This window comes from Pseudomonas sp. C7.1 (assembly GCF_056312395.1).
In genome coordinates, this window is sequence record NZ_JBWDTL010000003.1 from 2,399,688 (window position 1) to 2,421,175 (window position 21,488).

A 21,488-nucleotide genomic window follows, 5' to 3' on the forward strand; every position below is an offset into this window, starting at 1 on the left:
CCGCCCGTTTCCATGCGTATTCACGTCACCTTTATCGATCGCGTTGGCATCACCCAGGAAGTGCTGGCCCTGCTCGGCGGGCGCAATCTCAATCTGGATGCGGTAGAGATGGTGCCGCCCAACGTGTATATCGACGCGCCGACCCTGAGCCCCGAAGTGCTCGACGAGCTGCGCGAGGCGCTGTTCAAGGTGCGCGGTGTGCAGGCGGTGACCATCGTCGACATCCTTCCCGGCCAGCGCCGCCATCTGCAGCTCGACGCCCTGCTCGCCGCCATGACCGATCCGGTACTGGCGGTCGACAGCCAGGGCCGCGTGCTGCTGGCCAACCCGGCGCTGATCGAACTCTGTGGCCAGCAGCCCGAGGGGCTGGGGATTGGCGAGCTGTTTGCCGACACGCAGTTGCAGACAGAACTGCTCGAACAAAAATTCCGCCTGCCGATGCGCGAAGTCACCCTCAAAGGCCAGGCTCTGCTGCTGGATGCGCAGCCGATCACCGAGGGCGTTGACGGCGCTGCCCGTCACCTGGCCGGCGGCCTGCTCAGCCTGTACGCGCCGAGCCGCATCGGCGAACGCCTGGCGGCGCTGCACCATGATCACGCCGAGGGCTTCGATTCGCTGCTCGGCGAATCGCTGCCGATCCGCACCCTGAAGACCCGCGCACTGCGCGTCGCCAGCCTGGATGCGCCGCTGTTGATTCAGGGGGAAACCGGCACCGGCAAGGAGTTGGTGGCGCGCGGCTGCCATGCCATCAGTGCGCGCTGCAACGCGCCCTTTCTCGCGCTGAACTGCGCGGCCCTGCCGGAGAACCTCGCCGAAAGCGAGCTGTTCGGCTACGCCCCTGGCGCCTTTACCGGGGCCCAGCGCGGTGGCAAGCCGGGGCTGCTGGAGCTGGCCAACCAGGGCACGGTATTTCTCGATGAGATCGGCGAGATGTCACCCTACCTGCAGGCCAAGCTGCTGCGCTTTTTGAGCGACGGCACCTTCCGCCGGGTCGGTGGGCAGAGCGAGGTCAAGGTCAATGTGCGCATTCTTAGCGCCACCCACCGCGACCTGGAAAAAATGGTCAACGAAGGCGCGTTTCGTGAGGATCTGTTCTATCGCCTGAATGTGCTCAACCTGGAAGTACCGCCGTTGCGCGAACGCGGCCAGGACATCCTGCTGCTGGCGCGGCACTTTATGCAGCAAGCCTGCGCGCAAATCCAGCGCCTGCCCTGCCGCCTGACACCGGACACCTACCCGGCGCTGCTGGGCAACCGCTGGCCAGGTAATGTGCGCCAGCTACAGAACGTGATCTTCCGCGCGGCGGCCATCTGCGAAAGCAACCTGGTGCAGATCGATGATCTGGATATCGCCGGCACCGCTGTGGCCGCACAGCAGGCCGAGGGTGAAGTCAGCAGCCTGGAAGCTGCGGTGGACCAGTTCGAAAAGGCCCTGTTGGAAAAGCTCTACCCCAGCCACCCCTCGACCCGGCAACTGGCAACCCGCCTGAACACCTCGCACAGCGCAATTGCCATGCGTCTGCGCAAATACGGGATTCCGGGCAAAAAATGATTGCCTGCGTAAACGGTAAATCCCACTGCGCATATCCTGCCAAACTCATCCGGCACCGGATGCAAGATGGCCAGCAACCTGACTATCTCGCCGGCAAAGACCCCGCGACCTTCCGCTATAACTACTAACAGGTGTAGAAGCCTCACGATCTATCCGGTCGAGTGTGACTACCTTCTACTCTGCGAGGCACATGCTTCGCACGCTCACTTGATACTCCCCATTACGGATAACGATAAGGTTTTTCATTCTGCGGCCGATGAACCAGTACTCATTGAATATTGGTCTGTACGGATAGCAATTTCGCAGCCACATGCGCATGGAGAGCACTCATGGTTAGCATCACTACCTACACATCGATGTTCGGCAGCCGTTTGGCGGGCGCTACCAGTGCCACGAAGCAGCCTCAAGCTCTGTCCATTGATGACAAGACCGATGCCACCCCATCCACAGGCCGCGCTAGCACAGTCTCAGCCATGGCCAGCCAATTGAGCGATGCCGCCACTCGCGCCGAAACTCGCGATGCCAGTCTCAATCTTACGAACCTCGGCAAGAAGGCCTCTGCGCTGCTAGACCAGATTACGGGCGACAGCTATTTCGCCAACAAGGCGCAGCACGATACCGAGATACCCGGCACCAACGACCCAAGCCTAATGGCCCGCGCCAAGCAGGCAACTAACTTCGTCAACGGTTCCGACAGCAACCCCTTCAAAAGCATGTCCCGCGATCAACTGGCTCTGATTGCCTACGACGACAGCGGCACCTTCACCGTCAATGAGCGGCGCGCAGCGTGGGAAGAGTCCTACAGCCAGGAAGAGGCTTGGAGGCAGAAAACCGTCGGCAAAGCCATGGACGAATACAACCGCACCAGCAAGCTGACCAACTTCCTCACTGAGGTGCGCGAACATTACGAAGGCCTGCCCACCATCGTGCAGGCCCAGTATCCCGAGAATTACACCAGCAAACTGCGGGAGATGAACGGTTTCGACGCCAACTACATGAGCTATCAGGCCGATGACAAGGGTAGTAGCCCTACCCACTTGATCGAGCAACTGGCCGCCGCAGGCCTCCACCGCCGCAAGGAAGTGGATAGCACGTCCTCAACCACGGCAGCGCAAACCACTGCAACCGCGCAGCCCACCAGTGCGGCTAACCCGACAGCATCCACAGCCCGTGCACCCGGGTCCGGTTACGATCTCATGGTCTCTCGCCTATTCGGTGGCAAAGATCCTGCGGTGGCCAACGGGACCCAAGGCATGAGCACCAGCAACATTGGCAGGAGCTCTTATGAATTTCTCACCCGCGAGGATCGCGTTTTACTAGCGCAAATGTACGCCTATGCACAGGACGAAGGTGCCGACCTGACCTATGTAGATCGCCTGGCCGACGAGCTCGGCGACTACCGCCAACACGACAGTGGTCGCCTGCGCTCGAACTTCAACAACGGCACCCACTATGACATTGATGGGCATCAGCTCACGGTCAGCTTTAACGACAAGGACGCAGCCACCGCCTCACGCATTCTGAGCGGTTCGGCAATCAACAGCACCCGTCTTGACCAGAGCTTTCTGCGCCACATCCTCAATCCGGGTTATGGCGCACTGAGCAACACCAGCGACCTGGGCTTCCTCGAACAGATGGTGACGAAGTTCTCCAACGAAAGCGCAACGCAATCTGCGCTCGGTAGCCAGTTCACAACCTACACACCGATTACCAGCATCAAGGACAACATTGTGCTGATCGCGTCCAAGGACGTGAAACTCAAGCCCTTCCAGCCAGACATCACCAACGTCAACGGTGTCTGGTCCGTGACAGAGAAAGGTAAGGCGGCGGGCATCACGCTAGACCAGGTGATTGGCACATCGCACCGTCCTACCGCAGCCGATATGGGTCAAGGGCAGAACCGCTACATCCTGGATGCCTTCTTTGGCAAGAACGACCAGTCCACTTCACGTCCGAACTGGCTGAGTAGCCTGCTAGAACGGCTGCAAAAGCCCTAGCACGCAGAGATCATCAGCTATACCTGCGCAACCCAGGCCAATGTGCACCCATCCCATGTTGAAGTGAACTAGCGCGATTGCCATGCGTCTGCGCAAATATGGGATTGCGGGCAAAGCCTGATAGCTGTTTATCGGTACACGGCAGAAGTCCGCCAGTCACTCCCGCTGGAAAAGCCCGGAGCGGTAGGATGGCGTTGAGCGCAGCGATACCCATCAGCAGCAGATAAGCCAAACAAAACTGCCCTTGGTAATAAATGCAATCTTCGGTTTAAGGGCGTCACCCAACGACTCGAACGATCACGTGATGGGTATCGCTGAGCTCAACCCATCCTACGTACTCAGACATAGCCTTAAGAAATCGCCGCGAATACCACGTTTCAGAACTTACCGTGACGTCCTACACCCTCCTTAAACCGCTGCGCACCAGCCTGAGTTTCACCACTGGCGACCACTGCCATGCCGCCGGTAAATTCGTTGGTCATGGCCTGGGTAAACGGTAGGTCCCACTGCGCGTAGGCGCTGGCGCGGTCGGCGAGCATGCAACGTTGCGGGAAGCCGGCGATCTCCAGCGCCAGTTGCTGCGCGGCGGCCAACGCGTTGCCGGCTGCAACCACCCGATTGACCAGGCCCATGCTCAGCGCCTCCTCGGCCAATACCGAGCGGCCGGTGAGGATCAGATCCAGCGCGCGGCCCTGGCCGATAATCCGTGGCAAGCGCACGGTGCCACCGTCGATCAGCGGTACGCCAAAGCGCCGGCAGAACACCCCGAGCACAGCGTTATCGGCCATCACGCGCAGGTCGGCGAGCAGCGCCAGCTCCAGGCCGCCAGCCACCGCATGGCCTTCGATGGCGGCGATCAGCGGTTTGCTCAGCTGCATGCGGCTCGGCCCCATCGGGCCATCACCCTCGATTTCCAGGCGGTTGGCGCGCTCGACACCCTCGGCCACCGCGCCCAGGTCAGCACCGGCGCAGAAGCTCCCGCCCGCCCCGGCCAATACCGCTACCCGCGCCTGCTCGTCCGCTTCAAAGGCGCGCAAGGCCGCCGCTAGCGCCTCGGCAGTCGGCCGGTCAACCGCGTTGCGCACCTCGGCGCGATTGATAGTCAGGGTGGTGACCGGGCCGTTTTTTTCGATGATGACGCTCATGAACCACTCCCTAAAAAGCCAAAGGCCTGCATAGCCGGCCTTCACCTTAAAGCCCTGCGCGGTGGAAATCAGCCTGCTGGCCGATCTCCCCGCCAGAGTGGCGCAATCAGAGGGCGAACTTCTGCAGGTTGGCCATCATCTCTTTCATCGCTTCGATATTGTCCTTCGGATGGGCCGCGCCCTCGAAGTCGCAAATCTGCGCAAAGTTGGCCGCCACGTCTTCCGGGCTGTAGCCTTCACGCGGGTCGAAGCCGGCACCCAGGCTGCGCTCCCAGCGCACTTTACCCATCCAGCCACCGCCGACTTCGAACAGGCCGGAGGTTTCTTCGCAGGCGCTGCTGGCCAGGTACACCACCAGCGGGCTGACCAGCTCGGGCTTGAGCTGCTCGAATACCTGCGGCGGAATCAGCCCTTCGGTCATGCGCGTGCCGCCGGTAGGAGCGATGGCGTTGACCAGGATATTGTTCTTGCGCCCTTCGAGGGCCAGGGTGCGCGTCAGGCCATACAGGCCGAGCTTGGCCATGCCGTAGTTGGACTGGCCGAAGTTGCCGTAGATGCCCGAGGTAGACGCAGTGAAGATCACCCGGCCATAACCCTGCTCGCGCATATGCGGCCAGGCGGCGCGGGTGACCTTGTAGGCACCTTCGACGTGGACTTTGTAAACCAGGTCCCAGTCGGCGTCTTCCATCTTGTGGAAGGTCTTGTCGCGCAGGATGCCGGCGTTGTTGACCACCACATCGATGCGGCCAAAGGTATCCAGGGCGCACTGCACGATCTTCTCGCCGTCGGTCACCGAGTCATGGTTGGCCACGGCGGTACCGCCCGCAGCGCGGATTTCCTCAACCACCTTATCGGCCGCCGACGCATTGGCACCTTCGCCGTGGGTGCTGCCGCCCAGATCGTTGACCACCACCTTGGCACCATGCTGGGCGAACAGCAGCGCATGGGCGCGACCCAGGCCGCCGCCGGCCCCGGTGACAATTACAACCTGATCTTGAAAACGAATGGCGTCGCTCATGCAGCATTCCTCGGCAGATTAACAATGCCCCGAGTGTCCAGCAGTCACGCTCTGGTCACAATAGATACGAGCCGCGCTGAATGGTGCGCGATAAGCAGCGGGATAGTCAGGCTAAACAAAGGCTCTGTCCCAGACATGTGTTGTATGGGGCTGGCGCGCGTGGATTTCCCCGCTTTGCGCGGCTGCAGCCTGCATGCCTAGGAGCCTGTCGGGCTTGACCGTTCGTAGCGAGGGAAAGCCCGGATCGAGTCAGTTTTGTTGGTCTTTCGAGGCGAATAGCGAGCTATTTAACGAGAAAGAGCAGCAAAAATGGCCGAATCCGGCTTTTCCGCAGTAGAACAGTGTCAAGTCCGACAGGCTCCTAGGTAGGTTGGCGTTGAGCGCAGCGAAGCCCAACAGCTTGGGGCAGGATCGTTGGGCTTCGTCGCGTTGCTCCTCAACGGAACGCCACCCGACCCAACCTACGGCTTATCGCCCTTGCAACACGCTATTGGGACAGAACCTAAACAAAAGGCTGACCCGCAGGGTGAGCGCAACGAATAAAGCGCAGCTTACGAGCTGTAAATAAGCCTGACTCGTTTCACACGCCATTCGGGTCGCGCTGAAGTGCGTTAGTCGCAAGCGGCTTGCCGAGGTGGTTTTCAACTACCGGCTAACCGTTCACGGAATTGCAGGTAATGGACCAGCACCTGATTCGCTGCCTCGGTCTGCGGATAATGGCCGATCCCATCCAGCAACACGGTGTCCGGCTTGGCAATCAGCTCACGGTAACGCGCCACCATATGCGCGCCGGAGATCGGGTCAACGGCACCATCGATCACTCGCATCGGCACCACCGTGGCCTGCATCGCCGCTACCCAGCGATCGCGATTGACACGGCGCTCAGGTATATAACGGATCAGCCGGTGCATCACGCCTGGGCCGTCATTGGCGGCAATCAGACTCCAAAAATCATCCAGTTCACCGGCGCTCGGTTGAGTGTGCGGGCCGAATACCTTGGCAAAGCTGGCAGCGAGCTTTTTGCGGCTAAATAGCCGGCCAATTAGCGGACCAATGGGGCTAAGCAGCAGCTTCTGCACCAGCACCGGGTGATGGGTTTCCGGAAACAGGCCGCCATTAAGAAATACGCAACTGGCGAGCTGAATGTGCCCGTCCTGGTGCCGGGCCAACAACTCCTGCGCCACGCTGTCGCCATAGTCATGGGCCAGTACATGCACCGGCTCAGCAATACCCAGGTGCGCCAGCAGCGCCTGCTGCAGGTCGGCCTGCTCCAGCAGGCTGTAGGCATGGCCACGCGGTTTAGCCGAGTCGCCGAAGCCAAGCATGTCGCAGGTAATTACCTGGTATTTCTCGGCCAACGGAGCCCATAGACGATGCCAGTCCCAACTGGCGGTGGGAAAACCGTGAATCAGCAGCAGCGGCTCGCCCTGCCCGGCCGTCCAGTAGCGGATGCCATGACCGTTAAAACTGAAGTCCTGCCCCGCGCTGCGCCAATCCGCCAGGGCAATTCCTGGCAGCGCCGTCATGCTGCGTAACCCGGCATCTGTTGATCGAGCTTGCGCAGCAGCGCCGGCCACGGCAGTGCGCCGCCCATGCCCTGCGGGCTTTTCATCACCCCGGCAACCATCGCCCGGGCGCCGTCGAGCACCTGCTGGGGGATATGGATCAGCTCCGCCCCGCCGCTCTGTGCCATCACCTGAATTTCACAGGCGCGCTGCAGAATAAACATCATCAGAAACGCATCGGCGATGCTGCCGGCGGCGGTGAGCAGGCCGTGGTTGGGCAGGATCATAAAGTTCTTGTCGCCAAGATCGGCCTGCAAGCGCGCCTTCTCGTCATGGTTCAGCGCCACGCCTTCATAGCCGTGGTAAGCCAGGCTGGCGAGGACGAACAGCGACTGCTGCGACAGTGGCAACAGCCCCTGCTTTTGCGCCGAGACAGCGATACCGGCTGTGGTGTGGATATGCAGCACGCAACCCACGTCATGACGCACTTCGTGCACGGCGCTATGGATGGTGTAGCCGGCCGGATTGATGTCGAAGGGGCTGTCCACCAGCTTGTTACCGGCCAGGTCGATCTTCACCAGGCTGGAGGCGGTGATCTCGTGAAACATCAGGCCGTAAGGGTTAATCAGGAAATCCTCGCTGCCGGGAATCTTCGCCGAGATATGGGTGAAGATCAGATCATCCCAGCCATACAGGGCGATCAGCCGGTAGCAGGCGGCGAGGTCCATTCGGGCCTGCCATTCGGCGGCAGACACCTGATCCTTGAGGCTGACGACAGGCAGTGCGTGGGCAACGGTCATGATGGATTCCTCGGCTTTTGTTATTGAAGTGCCAAGGAGTCTAGCGAGGGATGCGGCAAAGGTGAGTCGCTCTGGCGGTGGTGGCCTTGCGGGTCAAACCTGCTCGGAGTATTGCCGCGCGTAGGGCGGCTTCGACGCGCAGCGACAACCCGCCAGCTTTTGCGTCGCGCCGATCAATCCATGCGGGCGGGCTGTATCAGGCCTGCAACGCCGCAATAAAGTCCGCCAGCCAGGGCTCGGCGTCGGTTTCCGGGGTCACGCTTTCGCTGCTGTCCAAGCGCAGCATCGGCTGCACTTCGCGGATGCCTAGCTCGGCATACAGCTCGCGCACCAGCTCGCCGCCGCCACAGAAGGTATCGCCATAACTGGAGTCGCCCAGAGCAATCACCCCGCCCGGCAAGCCGCACCAGGCGGGCAAATGGTCACGGATGGCGAAGTACAGCGGCTGCAGGTCATCCGGCAATTCGCCCATGCCAGTGGTCGAGGTCACCGCCAGAAACGCTTCAGGGGCAAAGGCCTGAATATCCGCCAGGCTGGCGCGAGGGTTATGCCAGGCTTCATGGCCGGCGGCCTTGAGCAGGCGCGCGGCGTGGCAGGCAACTTCCTCGGCGGTGCCGTACACCGAACCGGAAAGGATGACGATCTTCATGCAAAACTCCGATACAGTCAGAAGCAAATCAATAAGCCCGGCATTATGCCGCAAGTAGACAGCCCGCCCGGATGTTTTAGAATGCAGCCGACATAGACTGGGAAATCGCCTCATGATCAACGCCAAACTGCTGCAACTGGTGATCAACGCCTCCAACGACGGCATCGTGGTGGCCGAACAGGAAGGTGATGACAACATCCTGATCTATGCCAACCCCGCCTTTGAAAAACTCACCGGCTACGCCAGCGAAGACATCCTCTATCAGGATTGCCGCTTCCTCCAGGCCGGCGACCGCGACCAGCCAGGCCTGGACGCTATCCGTGAAGCGGTGAAGACGCACCGTCCGTGCCGGCAGATCATCCGTAACTACCGCAAGGACGGCAGCGTGTTCTGGAACGAGCTGTCGATCACCCCAGTGGTCAACGATGCCGACCAGTTGACCTACTACATCGGCATCCAGAAGAACGTTACCGAGCAGGTCGAAGCCCAGGAACGGGTCAAGGAACTGGAAGCCGAGCTGGCGGCCCTGAAGGCCGAACTGGCACGCTTTCAGGCGATGACCGGCAGCAACTAATTTCCAGACCCGCGGTCACAACAACTATCTAGGGATTGATATAGCATGCAAGAACAGGCACTCCTGACCCAGGCAGAACTGGCCTTTATCAGCCAACTGCACCACCCCGCGACCACCGAGCAACGCAGCCAATTGCAGTTGTCTGTGGATATTGGCAGACAGCTCAGCGAATTACTCTCGCATTGCGCCGTCAATGAGCGGCTGAGCCTGCATGCGCATATTGCCAACCAGCACCTGACCTTCAACCTGAACCTCAGCCAGGATGAGCAGAGCACGCCCTGCCTGCAGCTCAGCGCGCCACAGATTTTCGATGAGGGCGACATCAACCGCGCCTGGCGCTCGCTCCTGACCGAACCGCTGCCGCTGCACAAACCCAACGCGCAGCCCAGCGACCTGTGGATTCATCAGCTGTCGATGCATGGCGCACTGATCGAGCATCGGGCACGGCGCAAAGCCCCCAAGCGCTTTCACCTGGTTTTGCCGGTAGACGAGCACACGCCGATTGCCGTAACCGGGGTTTTCGTCCGCGAAACCGAAAATGGCTTGCTGGCTTACCAGCTGCACACGCTAGACCCGCAAAGCGATGAGCAACTGCGCCAGTTCATCTACCAGCAACATCGCCTTCTGGAACAGCGACAGCCCGCGCTTTGACCCTTGAGCTTTTTATTTCACGCAAAAAAAGACCCACAATAATGCGGGCCTAAAATGCAGGCGAAACGCCTGCAGCAGGGATAAAAAAATCCGATAACCGAAAATGGGCGAAACCTGTGGCTATCGGATTGCGCAGTCGTTTTAGGCAGCAAACTCCTCTTCGCTGAAGGCCATCAGCGTGGCTTTGCCAGCCTTGACCTCAGCCAGCAGGCTGTCGGTTTCAGTCAGGGTACGCGCCATAAAGAAATCCGCAGACTTCAGCTTGGCGCCGTAGAACAGGGTTTCCGTGCTGCCGGCCGCCAGCTTGGCCTTGGCCACGGCAGCCATACGCGCCCACATCCAGGCCAGGCTCGTCAGGGCGAATAGACGCAGGTAAGGCGTGGCCGCCGCACCCGCTTGCTCGGGGTCTTTCATCCCCTCGCTGGCGATCCACAGCGTGGCTTGCTGCAATTGCTTGAGTGCAGCACCCACCGCAGGCACATGCTCGGCCCCGGCATTGGCCTTGAGCCAACCCTCAACCAAAGCAAAGTAATTACGCACCGCGCGACCGCCACCCAGGCCCAGCTTGCGCCCGACCAGATCGAGCGCCTGAATGCCGTTGGTGCCTTCGTAGATGCGGGTGATGCGCGAATCACGCACCAGTTGCTCGATGCCCCAGTCCTCGGTGAAGCCAGAGCCACCGAGCACCTGCAGGCCTTCGTTGGCGCAGTTGAAACCTTCATCGGTGAGGAAGGACTTCACCACCGGAGTCAACAGCTGCACCAAGTCATCAGCCTGCTCACGTACGGCAGGGTCTTCATGGTCATGGGCGACGTCTTCATGCAGCCCGGTGAAATACGCCAGCGCGCGGCAACCTTCGATCATCACCTTCTGACGCAGCAACATGCGCCGTACATCCGGGTGCACGATGATCGGATCGGCCGGCTTGTCCGCCGCTTTCGGGCCGGACAGCGAGCGACTCTGTAAGCGTTCTTTGGCAAAACCCAGGCTGACCTGATAGGCGCTTTCAGCAATACCCAGTCCCTGCATGCCAACCATCAGGCGCGCCGAATTCATCATGGTGAACATGCACTTGAGGCCCTTGTTCGGCTCGCCGATCAGCCAACCCTGAGCACCTTCGAAATTCATTACGCAGGTGGCGGAGCCCTTGATGCCCATCTTGTGTTCCAGGCCGCCGCAGGACGCCGGATTACGGCTGCCGTCTTGAAGAAACTTGGGCACCAGAAACAGCGAAATACCCTTCACGCTATCCGGTGCATCTGGCAGCTTGGCCAGTACCAGATGCAGAATATTGTCGACTAAGTCGTGCTCACCGCCGGTGATCCATATCTTGGTACCACTGATGGCATAGCTACCGTCTACCTGGGGTACAGCGCGGGTGCGGATCAGGCCCAGGTCGGTGCCGCACTGCGGTTCGGTCAGGCACATGGTGCCGGTCCATTCGCCGCTGATCAGTTTAGGTAGGTAGCGCTCCTGCAGCTCACGAGCACCATGGGCGGTCAGCGCATTGATCGCACCATGGGTCAAGCCTGGATACATGCCCAATGACAGATTGGCTGAGCAGACCATCTCCTCGACCATCATGTTCAACACATGGGGCAAACCCTGACCGCCAAACTCGGGGGTACAGGCCAGTGCGGTCCAGCCACCTTCGGCGAATTGCTGATAAGCGGCGCGGAAACCATCCGGCGCCTTCACCGATTTACTCTGCGGATCATAGGTGCAGCCCTGCTTGTCACCTGGGCCATTGAGCGGTGCCAGCACGTTTTCCGCCAGCTTGGCGGCTTCTTCCAAAATGGCGCCACCGAGGTCGTCTCCGAACTCGCGCTGACTAGGCAGCGACTGCAAGGTGGCATAAGCGTTGAGCACCTCGTCAAAAACGAAACGCATGTCACGAAGGGGTGCGCGGTATTGAGTCATGTTGCTAGTCCTCACGCTGCATAAACTATACATAAACAAACAATGTAGAGCTTTTGTATAGCCAAAGACCCCAGATAGCAAGCACTTTTCTGTACAAGCTGTACAACTAACCGGAATCGACAATAAATTACAGACACACGAAAACGCAGCCGCCATAACGGCGACCGTGCTTATTCAGGCGTGCTTAATAGAAGAAATCAGGTATCCAGGTGGCCAGCCAGAAACTGCTGCAGGCGGCGCTGCATCAGGCGCCCTTCATTGCCCAGGCAGGCAATCGGGGAACCGCTGAGGCTTTCCTCGGCCAGGTCGGCACCATCGCCGGCCATCACCAGCGGGCAATCCAGCGCCAACGCCAGACGCGAGAGCACCTTGGGCAGGTCATCGCTGGGCGGCTGATTGGAGAACAGCACCAGGGCCTGGGGCTGCATTTTTTCGCAGATCAGGGTTAGCTCTTCCAGCGGCTGACCCAGCCCCAGCACGCTGACGGCGGTGTCGGAGCTGCTTAGCAGCAACCCGGCGACCAAGAGCTCCAGCTCGCGGCAATGGCCTGGCAAGGCTGCCAGCAACACGCGCTCCTCGACCTGAGCGCGTAACACCTGCAAGCGCTGCAAGGTACGGGCACGTAGGAAGGTATCGAGAAACAGCCATTCGCTGGTCTGGCCGTACTCGTCCTGGCGCAGCAACAGCTCCTGCCATAGCGGCATCAGGATGTCCTGAAACACCACCGGCAGCGGATAGCTGGAGAAAATCTGGCCGTACAGACGGTCCAGACGCAGCTCGTCAAAAACACTGATGGCGTGGCGCAGCTGGGCTTGCCACTCGCCCCACTCACTGGCGCTGACCTCTTCATAGACCGGTGAACTGGCGGATCTGATTGAGCTGCTTTTGGCCAAAATCTTGCCAACCTTGCTCACCGCCACACCGCGCTCGATCCAGGCCAGGATGCTGCGCACCGACTCGATATCCACCTGCGAATACAGGCGATGACCACTGTCGGTGCGGGTTGGCTGGATCAGCCCATAGCGCCGTTCCCAGGCCCGCAGGGTGACTGGGTTGACGCCAGTCAGGCGCGCCACCTCACGGATAGGAAATAACTCTTCCTGCTTGAGGGCACTCGAAGCCAGGGACGCAGTACCAACATGATCGGACATGGGCGCAGGTATCACAGAAAAAATGTTGCGCGCATTGTAACTCAGCTATTTCCGGCATACTTTGTACAAGACCTATACAAAGAGTTAAACCATGAACAAGCAACCCTGCTGGCCCTTGACCCTCTACTACGATGGCGACTGTCCGCTGTGCGCCCGCGAGATTCAACTGTTACGCCAGCGCGCCGATGTGCAGCGTCTGTGCCTGGTCGATATCAGCCTCAACGACTTTCATCCTGAGTCCGTCGGCCACAGCCGAGAAACCCTGCAAAACCGCCTGCATGCCCGCTTCGCTAACGGCCAATGGGTCACCGGCCTGGATGCCACGCTGTGGAGCTGGCGCGCAGCCGGCCTTGGCCGCTGGGCCACGCCGCTGACCTGGCCGGCATTGCGGCCGCTGCTGGAACTTGGCTACCGACTGTTCTGCCGGCTACGCCCATACCTCGACTGGCTGCCCCACCCGGACGCCAGTCGGCGCTGTAAAAGCGCCGCATGCACCGTCAGCAAAAAACCGCGCTAAGAACATCAGCGCAACTTGATCCACAGCCCTGGATCAGGTCCAAGCAACTCAGGGCGCCCGATAATTTCATCGTGGCTTTCCGGCTGCAACAACAACATCTGCCGCACCCCGCAACAGCGCAGGCGCGCCTTGAGCAAGGCCAGCCCAGGCCATAACGGACGCCCCAGCGCATACTCCAGCGTGCACACGCCGCCCGTCGTGCTGACCACCTGCACCTTGTAGCCAGAACAGCGCAGGGTGAGCACCTCGACATGGCGCACACGCCCGCGCAGCACTGCAATACTCAATTGCCAAGGCTTCATAACGGCACACACCTGTACAGTAAAACCACTCTTGTACATAATAAAAACAATTTTATTCAGCCCGCCTGCACAAAAAATAGCGATACAGCTCAATGAAATAGGGCGAATGGTTTGAAATAGACCAGTACCCGCACAGGCCGCATGGTTGTACAAAGCCAACTGCTGGTATAACTTTATGCTTGGTTCAGTCGAGGCCACGTCCTACTGGTCAGGTAACCCGGCGTAGCGTCGCTGAACCCACCCTTTTCTTTCTGCCGAGTTGAGCATGAGCGTCAGCGCCGCCCCCATCCTGATAACCGGAGCCAGCCAGCGTATCGGCCTGTACTGCGCCGAACGCCTGCTTGATGACGGTCACGCCGTGATCGTCACTTACCGCAGTGAACGTGATGGCATTGATGCACTTAAGCAACGCGGCGCCCTGGCCCTGCAGGCGGACTTCGCCAGCGAAGCTGGCATTCTGGCCTTTATAGAACAGCTCAAAACGCACACCGACAGCCTACGCGCCATCGTGCACAACGCCTCCAATTGGCTGGTGGAAACGCCGGGCGAGGAAGCCGCTGCCTTCCAGCAGCTATTTAATGTGCACATGCTCGCGCCGTACCTGATCAACCTTCACTGCGCAGCATTGCTAAATCGTTCGACGCCCGCCGATATCGTACATATCAGCGATGACGTGGCGCGCAAGGGCAGCGCCAACCGGCCCGCCTACTGCGCCAGCAAGGCCGGGCTGGACAGTCTGACGCTGTCGTTTGCCGCACGCTTCGCGCCGCTGATCAAGGTCAACGGCATTGCTCCAGCGCTGATCATGTTCAACCCGGACGACGACGCCGACTACCGCAACAAAACCCTGAACAAATCGGCACTGGGCATCGAACCCGGGCCACTGGTGATCTACCAAAGCCTGCGCTACCTGCTCGACAACCCCTACATCACCGGTACCACACTGACTGTCAACGGCGGCCGCCATCTTAAATGAGCCTGGCCGAGAGGACCCTGCAATGACCCCAGAACTGCCCGACCACTACCGCGAGATCCTTCTTGGCGTCGGTGAAAACCCCGAACGCGAAGGCCTGCTGGATACGCCCAAGCGTGCCGCCAAGGCCATGCAATACCTGTGTAACGGTTACCACAAAAGCCTGGAGGAAGTGGTCAACGGCGCGCTGTTCGAGTCGGATAACGACGAGATGGTGATCGTCCGTGATATCGAGCTGTATTCGCTGTGCGAGCACCATATGCTGCCGTTTATCGGCAAGGCTCACGTGGCCTACATCCCCACCGGCAAAGTGCTCGGCCTGTCGAAAGTGGCACGCATTGTCGACATGTATGCACGGCGCCTGCAGATCCAGGAAAACCTCACCAAGCAGATCGCCGATGCGATCCAGCAGGTCACCAATGCCGCCGGCGTGGCCGTGGTGATCGAAGCCAAACACATGTGCATGATGATGCGCGGCGTGGAGAAGCAGAATTCGGTGATGACCTCCTCGGTCATGCTTGGAGCCTTCCGTGAATCCTGCAACACTCGCCACGAATTCCTGCAACTGATCGGACGGAGCAAGTAATGCCGCGACTGGAACCTGGGATGGCGCGCATCCGCGTCAAGGACCTGCGCCTGCGCACCTACATCGGCATCAAGGAAGAGGAGATCAATAACAAGCAGGACGTGTTGATTAACCTGACCATCCTTTATCCGGCAGTAGACGCGGTGCGTGACAACGATATTGACCACGCCCTCAACTACCGCACCATCACCAAGGCAGTGATCCGCCACGTCGAAGAAAACCGCTTCGCCCTGCTGGAGCGCATGACCCAGGAAATTCTCGACCTGGTCATGGCCAACCCGGACGTGCGCTACGCCGAAGTGGAAGTGGACAAGCTGCACGCCCTGCGCTTTGCCGAATCGGTGTCCATCACCCTCGCTGGGCACCGCTAAATAGAACGCTGAAAAATCCCTGGATGATTCCCGGCGCATCCGCGCCGGGTCGTTGCCGCCAGGCGGGCATGCTTTTATCATCGCCGCCACGCACTCCCGCCTGTCTTTAGAGAGCATCGCCATGACCGAGCAAGAACGCCTCGAACTTGAAGCCGCCGCCTTTCGCAGCCTGGTGCAACACCTGCGCTCACGCCCAGACGTGCAGAACATCGACATGATGAACCTCGCCGGTTTCTGCCGTAACTGCCTGTCCAAGTGGTTCAAGGCCGCAGCCGACGACATCGGCGTCGCCATCACCCCGGATGAAGCACGTGAAGAGGTCTACGGCATGCCGTATGCCGAGTGGAAAGCCAAATACCAGAAGGAAGCCAGCGCCGAGCAACAGGCTGCCTTCAGCAAAGGAAAAAAGTAATGAGCAGCCTCAACGACTTTTGCGCCAAGCTGCGCAGCGAACACTTCACCTTCGCCGAAACCCTGGCGTTTATCGCTGAGCACTACCAGTACCAGGCCAGCGCCTTCAGCAATGGCAACGTACACAATCCTGCAGGACAGAACGAAGGCTCGTGCAAGACCCTTGGCCTGGCCCTACTCGAAGGTCTGAGCGTGGAAGAAACCCTGCTGTGCTTTGGCGAACATTACCGCAGTGTGCTGGCAACCCCGAGCGGCAGCGACCACGGCAATATCCGCGCGTTGATGGATACCGGCCTGGCTGGCGTGCGCTTCGAGCAACCATCGCTGCAGCGCAACAGCTTGTAATCACTCGCCAGAGCCGGCGCGCAAGAACTTGCGCAACTGTCGCCAAAAGCTGACAGACACCACACTTAAACTCCCTTATGCTGCGCGCCATTACTTGAACGAGAACGCCAGGGAAGGTGCTCGGTGCTGCTTTATTGCCGCGCTTCCCCGGTTTCTCCTCCCCTACCTGGCTTGGAGTCGCTTAGATGCAGCAAACCTTGGTATGGAAACCATGGCACAACCCCGGCGTGGAAAATCTGCGCCTGAACATCGATGAACACGGCATCAACGCCACCAGTAATCTGATGCAGAGCCTGCAAGGCCACAGCATCGCCGCCACCTACGTGCTCAGCTGCGACCCACGCTGGCGCTTTCGCCGCCTGTGGTTGAAGGTCGACAACCACGGTCAACGCAGCCTCAACCTCAAGCGCGACATCCGTGGCAACTGGTTTCACAACGGCGAACCACGCCCGGACCTCAGCGAATGTCAGCAGGTGATGCTCTCTGAATCCCCCTTTACCCACACCCCAGCCCTGCAGCGCTGCGCCCTGGAAACTGGGCAGAGCGAACTGATGCAAGTCGCCTATGTCGACCTGCTAACGCTCAAAGTGGAAGCGCGTAGCCAGCGCTACCAGCGCCTGCGCGAAGAAGGCGGGAGAACCCTATATCGCAGCGAAGCCCAGGGTAAAAAGAGCAGCGAACTGACCGTCGACGAACACGCTCTGTTGGTCAAAGCCAGTGACCAGTTTCTGCGCATGAGTTCGCGGGATTTGAAACTCAATACCTGGGTTTAAGCAGACCGCAAACAGCAATAAGCCTCGATTCAATCGAGGCTTATTGCATTTTCAGTTCGCGCAGAGGGTGCTTACAAAAGTAGCGAGCGAAGGTCAGGCAAGGCAAAAATGGCTGAAGAAGCGGAATTTACGGGTTGTAAATGAGCAGTCCGAAGCCATTTTTAGCGTGAAAGAATCCATCTGACAGACGAGCGCGAACCTGCCGGACACCAGCAAAAAAACACTCGGGGGTGGTTTAGCTCGGCAGGTAGCCGAACTTCTCCAGTGCCCTGAGCCAGCGAGCTGAATTGCGTTTGACCGACAAGGCTTCATAGTCCAGGGCGCTGTCCCGGTAGTGTTCGCGCCGCTTGAGCATGTAGTAGACGGTACGTAGCAGTTTGTGAGCCAAGGCGATGATCGCGCGCTTGTAGCCACGTCGAATCACCAGTGCCTGGAACTTGGTTTTGAATACCGATGCAGTGCGGCTGGCCGAGTGCGAGAATTCGCATAACAACCGCCGCACATGAGCATTGCCCTTACGTATCTTTCCAGGTTTGTGTTTACCTGCAGACTCGTTGTTGCCTGGACAGATGCCCACCCAGGAGGCTAATCGATCAGCGCTACCAAAGGCGTCCATGTCACTGCCGATCTCAACGATGAGTAGCGCCGCGCCGATCAAGTCAACGCCGGGCAGGGTCTGCAAAAGAGACAGGGCATTGCGCTCGCTATCGAGTTCGCTGAGCAGGCGGGCTTCGAAACGGGAAATCCGCGCTTCAAGCTCTTCAATGTGCTGCATCAACTCGTCGAGCACAAAACAGTGGCTGGCCGTCGGTTCTCCTTGCAGCGCCTCGAACAGCTCTTCACGGCTGGCCTTCAGGCGGCGCGTGGCGAACTTGAGCACTTCGTGTACGGGCTGACCCGCAATGATCGCCTTGACCATGGCCCGCGCAGAACGCCCATGCAGGTCGCTCACCACGACGCCGAGACGCACCCCGCTGTCGCTCAACACCTTGTGCAAGCGGTTCTTCTCCGAGGCCAACTGGCTGACCAGCTTCTGCCGCTGCCTGGCAATCAGGCGCAACTCGCGCAGCTTGGCCGGCGGCACAAACGAGCCACGCAAGAGCCCAGCGCGCGCCAGGATCGCCAGCCAGTGAGCATCGGCTATGTCCGTTTTGCGCCCAGGTACATTTTTGACATGCCGAGCATTGACCACCTTGGCCCTGATACCCACCGCTTCCAGGGCCGCATAGGGGCTCTTCCAGTAAACGCCGGTGCTCTCCATCACCACATCGTCCGGCTGCAGAGCCGCTACCCACTCGGCCAGCGCCCGACGATCACGCTTGAACGCGCCAAACTGACGGTGCTCGACTGTGATGCGACCATCCGTCTCTTCAATCACCGCGCAGGCAGTGATCTGGGCCTGATGCACATCCAGTCCAACCACACGTTTATAAAGGGCAATCAATTCCATACCCCACCCCTCTGCTGTCTACACTCAAGATCGGGAAGGTGGCGGTGATCGAACTGAATGAGCCTGAAGGGAACAAGTCCCCAACGGCCTATTTAGCGTTCGCTCTCGAAAGAGGCAATCCGGGGTACGAGTCAGTTCGCTGGATCATGTTAACGACGGGGTGTCTCCGCCAAAAAAACTAGCGACCTCTCACCGCCACCTTCCCTATCTATAGCTCTCTTTCATCATCAGGGGTGGCGGGGCTGCCATGACTGTTAACGCAGCATGGCCGAGCGCAGTAATTTATAAGCAGCCTCTTACTGGCCGTCGAGATAACGCTCAACATCCAGCGCCGCCATGCAGCCGGCACCTGCCGAGGTAATTGCCTGGCGGTAGACGTGATCGGCCACATCACCGGCAGCAAATACGCCGGAAATGCTGGTGGCGGTGGCATTGCCTTCGCGGCCGCCATTGACCACCAGATAACCGTCCTTCAGCGCCAGCTGCCCCTCGAACAACGAAGTGTTCGGCGTATGGCCGATAGCGACGAACAGGCCATCGACGCTCAGCTCAGCATGGCTGTCATCCTTGAACTTGATACGCACACCGGTGACGCCCATGTTGTCGCCCAGCACCTCGTCCACTTCAGCATGCAGTTTGAGTACGATCTTGCCTTCAGCCACCCGTGCTTGCAGTTTGTTCTGCAGGATCTTCTCCGCGCGGAAGCTACCACGGCGGTGAATCAGGGTGACCTTGCTGGCAATATTGGCCAGGTACAGCGCCTCTTCCACCGCCGTATTGCCACCACCGACCACCGCGACTTCGCGGTTGCGGTAGAAGAAACCATCGCACGTGGCGCAAGCGGAAACGCCCTTGCCCATAAAGCTTTCTTCGCTGGGCAGCCCCAGGTAACGGGCGCTGGCACCGGTGGCGATGATCAACGCATCGCAGCTGTAGGTGCCGCTATCACCCACCAGGGTGAACGGCTTACCGGCCAGGTCCACGGCATTGATATGGTCATAAACGATTTCCGTCTCGAAGCGCTCGGCATGCTCCTGCATGCGCTGCATCAGCGCAGGGCCCGTCAGGCCGTGCACATCACCCGGCCAGTTATCCACCTCGGTGGTGGTGGTCAGTTGGCCGCCGGCCTGCAGGCCGGTGATCAGCAGCGGTTTGAGATTGGCCCGCGCGGCATACACCGCAGCGCTATAGTCGGCAGGGCCGGAGCCCAAAATGATCACGCGAGCATGACGAGTGACAGACATCAACAGCTCCTCCCGGCAATACCGGCAGCAATAAAAAGGGGCTTACCGGAATACCTAGGAGCCTGTCGGACTTTCTGACTCTTCCTTGCGCTGAAAGTATTCGCGACAATCAAGGCCCTGCAATCGAGAGCCCCGCTGATGAGCCGTTTTGTCCTTGCTGACCGAGACACTGCGTATTTACTACCGCCTTCGGTGAACGAGTGGTTGCCGGCGGATCACTTGGCGCGGTTCGTGGTCGAGGTCATCGAGCAACTCGATTTGAGCGAGCTGACTGGGCAGTATGCGGGGCGGGGTTCAGCTGCCCACCATCCGGCCGTACTCCTGGGGCTGCTGATATACGGCTACGCCAATGGCGTGCACTCCAGCCGCAAGATCGAACGCGCGACCTATGACTCGGTAGCGTTCCGTTATCTGGCGGCCAACACCCACCCCGATCACGACACCTTGGCCACGTTCCGTCGACGTTTCCGGCAGCAGGTTGAATCGCTGTTCGTCCAGGTGCTGATGCTGGCGCGCGAGATGAAGCTGCTCAAGCTCGGTCATATCGCCCTCGACGGCACCAAGATCGAGGCCAACGCCAGTAAGCACAAGGCCTTGTCCTGGGCGCACGCCAACAAGATCGAGGCGCAGTTACGCCAGGAGGTCCAGCAGTTGCTGGCGCTGGCCGAGAACAGCGACTGCGCCGCCGTACCCGATGGCATGGATGTGCCGGCGGAGATTGCCCGGCGCGAAGATCGGCTCAGCGCGATAGCCCAGGCCAAAGCGAAGATCGAGCAACGTGCAGCTGAGCGACACGCCATTGAGCAACAGCAATTCGAGACCAAGACGGCCAAGCGTGAGGCCCAGCGCAAGGCTGGAAAGAAACCACGCGGCAAGGATCCAGAACCGCCCGCAGCGGGCCCCAAAGACAGCGATCAAGTCAATCTGACCGATGAAGAGTCACGCATCATGCCCGTCTCCGGTGGCGGCTTCGAGCAGAGCTATAACGCTCAAGCCGGGGTCGACACCGAGACGATGCTGGTGGTCACACAGCATGTAACCCAGGCCTGCAACGACAAGCGCGAAGTGGTTCCCACGCTACAGCGCATAGCCACCTTGCCCGCCGAATTAGGCGAGGTGAAAAGCCTGATTGCGGACAGCGGCTTCTTCAGCCAGGCCAACGTGAGCGCCTGCCACGAAGCCAAGGTCGAACCGCTTCTGGCGCTCAAACGCGAGTCGCACCACACCCCGGTACTGGAGCGCTTTGCCACCGACTCGCCGCTACCACAGACGAGTAACCCAGTCGAACAGATGGCTCACCGACTGAGCACGCAAGAAGGTCGAGCGCTGTACAGGCTACGCAAACAGACGGTCGAACCGGTGTTTGGCATCATCAAGCGAGTGATGGGCTGGCGGCAGATGAGCATGCGCGGCCTGGCCAACGCCCAGGGCGAATGGAGCCTGGTGACCATGGCCTGGAACATCAAGCGTTTGCATGTGCTACGCGCGATGTAACGCGGCCGAAAAGTACGCCCACCCGCGTCCAGGCAGCTGCTCAGGTGCACGAACGGACCGC

At 59.8% G+C, this 21,488-nt stretch carries 22 protein-coding genes; 12 read left to right on the forward strand and 10 right to left on the reverse strand.

The genetic code is table 11. The annotated features are described in order from the left end of the window. The first annotated feature begins 12 nt into the window (after positions 1-12). A complete protein-coding gene (locus AC0T4W_RS14765; RefSeq protein ID WP_476320123.1) occupies positions 13-1,551 on the forward strand; it encodes a sigma-54-dependent transcriptional regulator in 1,539 nt (512 codons plus the stop codon). Positions 1,552-1,880: 329 nt separating this feature from the next. Then, a complete protein-coding gene (locus AC0T4W_RS14770) occupies positions 1,881-3,548 on the forward strand; it encodes a hypothetical protein (RefSeq protein WP_476320126.1) in 1,668 nt (555 codons plus the stop codon). 377 nt (positions 3,549-3,925) lie between these two features. On the opposite strand, the gene AC0T4W_RS14775 is transcribed toward AC0T4W_RS14770, so the two are convergent. The 5 genes from AC0T4W_RS14775 to AC0T4W_RS14795 all read right to left on the reverse strand — a co-directional run bounded on the left by AC0T4W_RS14775 (position 3,926) and on the right by AC0T4W_RS14795 (position 8,665). After that, on the reverse strand, positions 3,926-4,693 hold the full coding sequence (locus tag AC0T4W_RS14775) for a crotonase/enoyl-CoA hydratase family protein (RefSeq protein ID WP_476320128.1): 768 nt from the start codon (positions 4,691-4,693) through the stop codon (positions 3,926-3,928). Between the two features lie 106 nt (positions 4,694-4,799). Beyond that, the gene (locus AC0T4W_RS14780; protein ID WP_476320130.1) at positions 4,800-5,711 is read right to left on the reverse strand and encodes an SDR family oxidoreductase; all 912 of its coding nucleotides are present in this window, start codon (positions 5,709-5,711) and stop codon (positions 4,800-4,802) included. Between the two features lie 641 nt (positions 5,712-6,352). Continuing rightward, a complete protein-coding gene (locus AC0T4W_RS14785) occupies positions 6,353-7,237 on the reverse strand; it encodes an alpha/beta fold hydrolase (RefSeq protein WP_476320132.1) in 885 nt (294 codons plus the stop codon). Beyond that, on the reverse strand, positions 7,234-8,016 hold the full coding sequence (locus tag AC0T4W_RS14790) for a class II aldolase/adducin family protein (RefSeq protein WP_476320134.1): 783 nt from the start codon (positions 8,014-8,016) through the stop codon (positions 7,234-7,236). The genes AC0T4W_RS14785 and AC0T4W_RS14790 overlap by 4 nt, the downstream gene beginning before the upstream one ends. Before the next feature lie 196 nt (positions 8,017-8,212). Further along, entirely contained in the window at positions 8,213-8,665 is a 453-nt protein-coding gene (locus tag AC0T4W_RS14795) for a flavodoxin (protein ID WP_476320137.1), read from the reverse strand. A 112-nt stretch (positions 8,666-8,777) separates the two neighbouring features. Between AC0T4W_RS14795 and AC0T4W_RS14800 the strand changes: the two genes are divergently transcribed. Then, positions 8,778-9,239, forward strand: coding sequence for a PAS domain-containing protein (locus AC0T4W_RS14800; RefSeq protein WP_476320139.1), 462 nt, complete (start codon positions 8,778-8,780; stop codon positions 9,237-9,239). Between the two features lie 45 nt (positions 9,240-9,284). Then, the gene (locus AC0T4W_RS14805; RefSeq protein WP_476320141.1) at positions 9,285-9,890 is read left to right on the forward strand and encodes a hypothetical protein; all 606 of its coding nucleotides are present in this window, start codon (positions 9,285-9,287) and stop codon (positions 9,888-9,890) included. 141 nt (positions 9,891-10,031) lie between these two features. On the opposite strand, the gene AC0T4W_RS14810 is transcribed toward AC0T4W_RS14805, so the two are convergent. Continuing rightward, positions 10,032-11,810 (reverse strand): acyl-CoA dehydrogenase C-terminal domain-containing protein, encoded by a 1,779-nt coding sequence (locus AC0T4W_RS14810; RefSeq protein WP_476320143.1) that lies wholly within the window; start codon positions 11,808-11,810, stop codon positions 10,032-10,034. A gap of 197 nt (positions 11,811-12,007) precedes the next feature. Then, positions 12,008-12,961, reverse strand: coding sequence for a MerR family transcriptional regulator (locus tag AC0T4W_RS14815; RefSeq protein ID WP_476320145.1), 954 nt, complete (start codon positions 12,959-12,961; stop codon positions 12,008-12,010). Positions 12,962-13,052: 91 nt separating this feature from the next. On the opposite strand from AC0T4W_RS14815, the gene AC0T4W_RS14820 reads away from it, so the two are divergent. Then, a complete protein-coding gene (locus AC0T4W_RS14820) occupies positions 13,053-13,478 on the forward strand; it encodes a thiol-disulfide oxidoreductase DCC family protein (RefSeq protein WP_476320147.1) in 426 nt (141 codons plus the stop codon). A 5-nt stretch (positions 13,479-13,483) separates the two neighbouring features. On the opposite strand, the gene AC0T4W_RS14825 is transcribed toward AC0T4W_RS14820, so the two are convergent. Then, positions 13,484-13,780, reverse strand: coding sequence for a DUF6482 family protein (locus AC0T4W_RS14825; RefSeq protein ID WP_476320149.1), 297 nt, complete (start codon positions 13,778-13,780; stop codon positions 13,484-13,486). A gap of 265 nt (positions 13,781-14,045) precedes the next feature. On the opposite strand from AC0T4W_RS14825, the gene folM reads away from it, so the two are divergent. The 6 genes from folM (at position 14,046) to AC0T4W_RS14855 (ending at position 17,239) form a co-directional block, all read left to right on the forward strand. Then, positions 14,046-14,756 (forward strand): dihydromonapterin reductase, encoded by a 711-nt coding sequence (folM, locus tag AC0T4W_RS14830; protein ID WP_476320151.1) that lies wholly within the window; start codon positions 14,046-14,048, stop codon positions 14,754-14,756. A gap of 22 nt (positions 14,757-14,778) precedes the next feature. Then, positions 14,779-15,339: a GTP cyclohydrolase I FolE gene (gene folE, locus AC0T4W_RS14835; RefSeq protein WP_476320153.1), complete on the forward strand. Its 561-nt coding sequence runs from the start codon at positions 14,779-14,781 to the stop codon at positions 15,337-15,339. Then, positions 15,339-15,710: a dihydroneopterin triphosphate 2'-epimerase gene (gene folX / locus AC0T4W_RS14840; protein ID WP_476320156.1), complete on the forward strand. Its 372-nt coding sequence runs from the start codon at positions 15,339-15,341 to the stop codon at positions 15,708-15,710. The genes folE and folX overlap by 1 nt, the downstream gene beginning before the upstream one ends. A 121-nt stretch (positions 15,711-15,831) precedes the next feature. After that, positions 15,832-16,122: a DUF1244 domain-containing protein gene (locus AC0T4W_RS14845; RefSeq protein WP_160013515.1), complete on the forward strand. Its 291-nt coding sequence runs from the start codon at positions 15,832-15,834 to the stop codon at positions 16,120-16,122. Further along, positions 16,122-16,466, forward strand: coding sequence for a HopJ type III effector protein (locus AC0T4W_RS14850; RefSeq protein ID WP_476320158.1), 345 nt, complete (start codon positions 16,122-16,124; stop codon positions 16,464-16,466). Before AC0T4W_RS14845 ends, AC0T4W_RS14850 begins: the two co-directional genes overlap by 1 nt. Before the next feature lie 185 nt (positions 16,467-16,651). After that, positions 16,652-17,239 carry a putative glycolipid-binding domain-containing protein gene (locus AC0T4W_RS14855; protein ID WP_476320161.1) on the forward strand — a complete coding sequence of 196 codons (588 nt, stop codon included), beginning with the start codon at positions 16,652-16,654 and terminating at the stop codon, positions 17,237-17,239. A 235-nt stretch (positions 17,240-17,474) separates the two neighbouring features. Here AC0T4W_RS14855 and AC0T4W_RS14860 read toward each other — a convergent pair whose 3' ends face one another. Together AC0T4W_RS14860 and trxB are read right to left on the reverse strand one after the other, a co-directional pair. Next, a complete protein-coding gene (locus tag AC0T4W_RS14860) occupies positions 17,475-18,689 on the reverse strand; it encodes an IS110 family RNA-guided transposase (RefSeq protein WP_476316702.1) in 1,215 nt (404 codons plus the stop codon). Between the two features lie 296 nt (positions 18,690-18,985). Then, the gene (gene trxB / locus AC0T4W_RS14865) at positions 18,986-19,933 is read right to left on the reverse strand and encodes a thioredoxin-disulfide reductase (RefSeq protein ID WP_476320164.1); all 948 of its coding nucleotides are present in this window, start codon (positions 19,931-19,933) and stop codon (positions 18,986-18,988) included. A gap of 138 nt (positions 19,934-20,071) precedes the next feature. On the opposite strand from trxB, the gene AC0T4W_RS14870 reads away from it, so the two are divergent. Beyond that, positions 20,072-21,427 carry an IS1182 family transposase gene (locus tag AC0T4W_RS14870; RefSeq protein ID WP_476317714.1) on the forward strand — a complete coding sequence of 452 codons (1,356 nt, stop codon included), beginning with the start codon at positions 20,072-20,074 and terminating at the stop codon, positions 21,425-21,427. Positions 21,428-21,488 lie beyond the last annotated feature (61 nt).

Bases quoted from the DNA above. Each gene is read 5' to 3' on its own strand.
- AC0T4W_RS14765 (WP_476320123.1), top strand. From the start codon at position 13: ATGCGTATTCACGTCACCTTTATCGATCGCGTTGGCATCACCCAGGAA.
- AC0T4W_RS14770 (WP_476320126.1), top strand. From the start codon at position 1,881: ATGGTTAGCATCACTACCTACACATCGATGTTCGGCAGCCGTTTGGCG.
- AC0T4W_RS14775 (WP_476320128.1), bottom strand. From the start codon at position 4,693: ATGAGCGTCATCATCGAAAAAAACGGCCCGGTCACCACCCTGACTATC.
- AC0T4W_RS14780 (WP_476320130.1), bottom strand. From the start codon at position 5,711: ATGAGCGACGCCATTCGTTTTCAAGATCAGGTTGTAATTGTCACCGGG.
- AC0T4W_RS14785 (WP_476320132.1), bottom strand. From the start codon at position 7,237: ATGACGGCGCTGCCAGGAATTGCCCTGGCGGATTGGCGCAGCGCGGGG.
- AC0T4W_RS14790 (WP_476320134.1), bottom strand. From the start codon at position 8,016: ATGACCGTTGCCCACGCACTGCCTGTCGTCAGCCTCAAGGATCAGGTG.
- AC0T4W_RS14795 (WP_476320137.1), bottom strand. From the start codon at position 8,665: ATGAAGATCGTCATCCTTTCCGGTTCGGTGTACGGCACCGCCGAGGAA.
- AC0T4W_RS14800 (WP_476320139.1), top strand. From the start codon at position 8,778: ATGATCAACGCCAAACTGCTGCAACTGGTGATCAACGCCTCCAACGAC.
- AC0T4W_RS14805 (WP_476320141.1), top strand. From the start codon at position 9,285: ATGCAAGAACAGGCACTCCTGACCCAGGCAGAACTGGCCTTTATCAGC.
- AC0T4W_RS14810 (WP_476320143.1), bottom strand. From the start codon at position 11,810: ATGACTCAATACCGCGCACCCCTTCGTGACATGCGTTTCGTTTTTGAC.
- AC0T4W_RS14815 (WP_476320145.1), bottom strand. From the start codon at position 12,961: ATGTCCGATCATGTTGGTACTGCGTCCCTGGCTTCGAGTGCCCTCAAG.
- AC0T4W_RS14820 (WP_476320147.1), top strand. From the start codon at position 13,053: ATGAACAAGCAACCCTGCTGGCCCTTGACCCTCTACTACGATGGCGAC.
- AC0T4W_RS14825 (WP_476320149.1), bottom strand. From the start codon at position 13,780: ATGAAGCCTTGGCAATTGAGTATTGCAGTGCTGCGCGGGCGTGTGCGC.
- folM (WP_476320151.1), top strand. From the start codon at position 14,046: ATGAGCGTCAGCGCCGCCCCCATCCTGATAACCGGAGCCAGCCAGCGT.
- folE (WP_476320153.1), top strand. From the start codon at position 14,779: ATGACCCCAGAACTGCCCGACCACTACCGCGAGATCCTTCTTGGCGTC.
- folX (WP_476320156.1), top strand. From the start codon at position 15,339: ATGCCGCGACTGGAACCTGGGATGGCGCGCATCCGCGTCAAGGACCTG.
- AC0T4W_RS14845 (WP_160013515.1), top strand. From the start codon at position 15,832: ATGACCGAGCAAGAACGCCTCGAACTTGAAGCCGCCGCCTTTCGCAGC.
- AC0T4W_RS14850 (WP_476320158.1), top strand. From the start codon at position 16,122: ATGAGCAGCCTCAACGACTTTTGCGCCAAGCTGCGCAGCGAACACTTC.
- AC0T4W_RS14855 (WP_476320161.1), top strand. From the start codon at position 16,652: ATGCAGCAAACCTTGGTATGGAAACCATGGCACAACCCCGGCGTGGAA.
- AC0T4W_RS14860 (WP_476316702.1), bottom strand. From the start codon at position 18,689: ATGGAATTGATTGCCCTTTATAAACGTGTGGTTGGACTGGATGTGCAT.
- trxB (WP_476320164.1), bottom strand. From the start codon at position 19,933: ATGTCTGTCACTCGTCATGCTCGCGTGATCATTTTGGGCTCCGGCCCT.
- AC0T4W_RS14870 (WP_476317714.1), top strand. From the start codon at position 20,072: ATGAGCCGTTTTGTCCTTGCTGACCGAGACACTGCGTATTTACTACCG.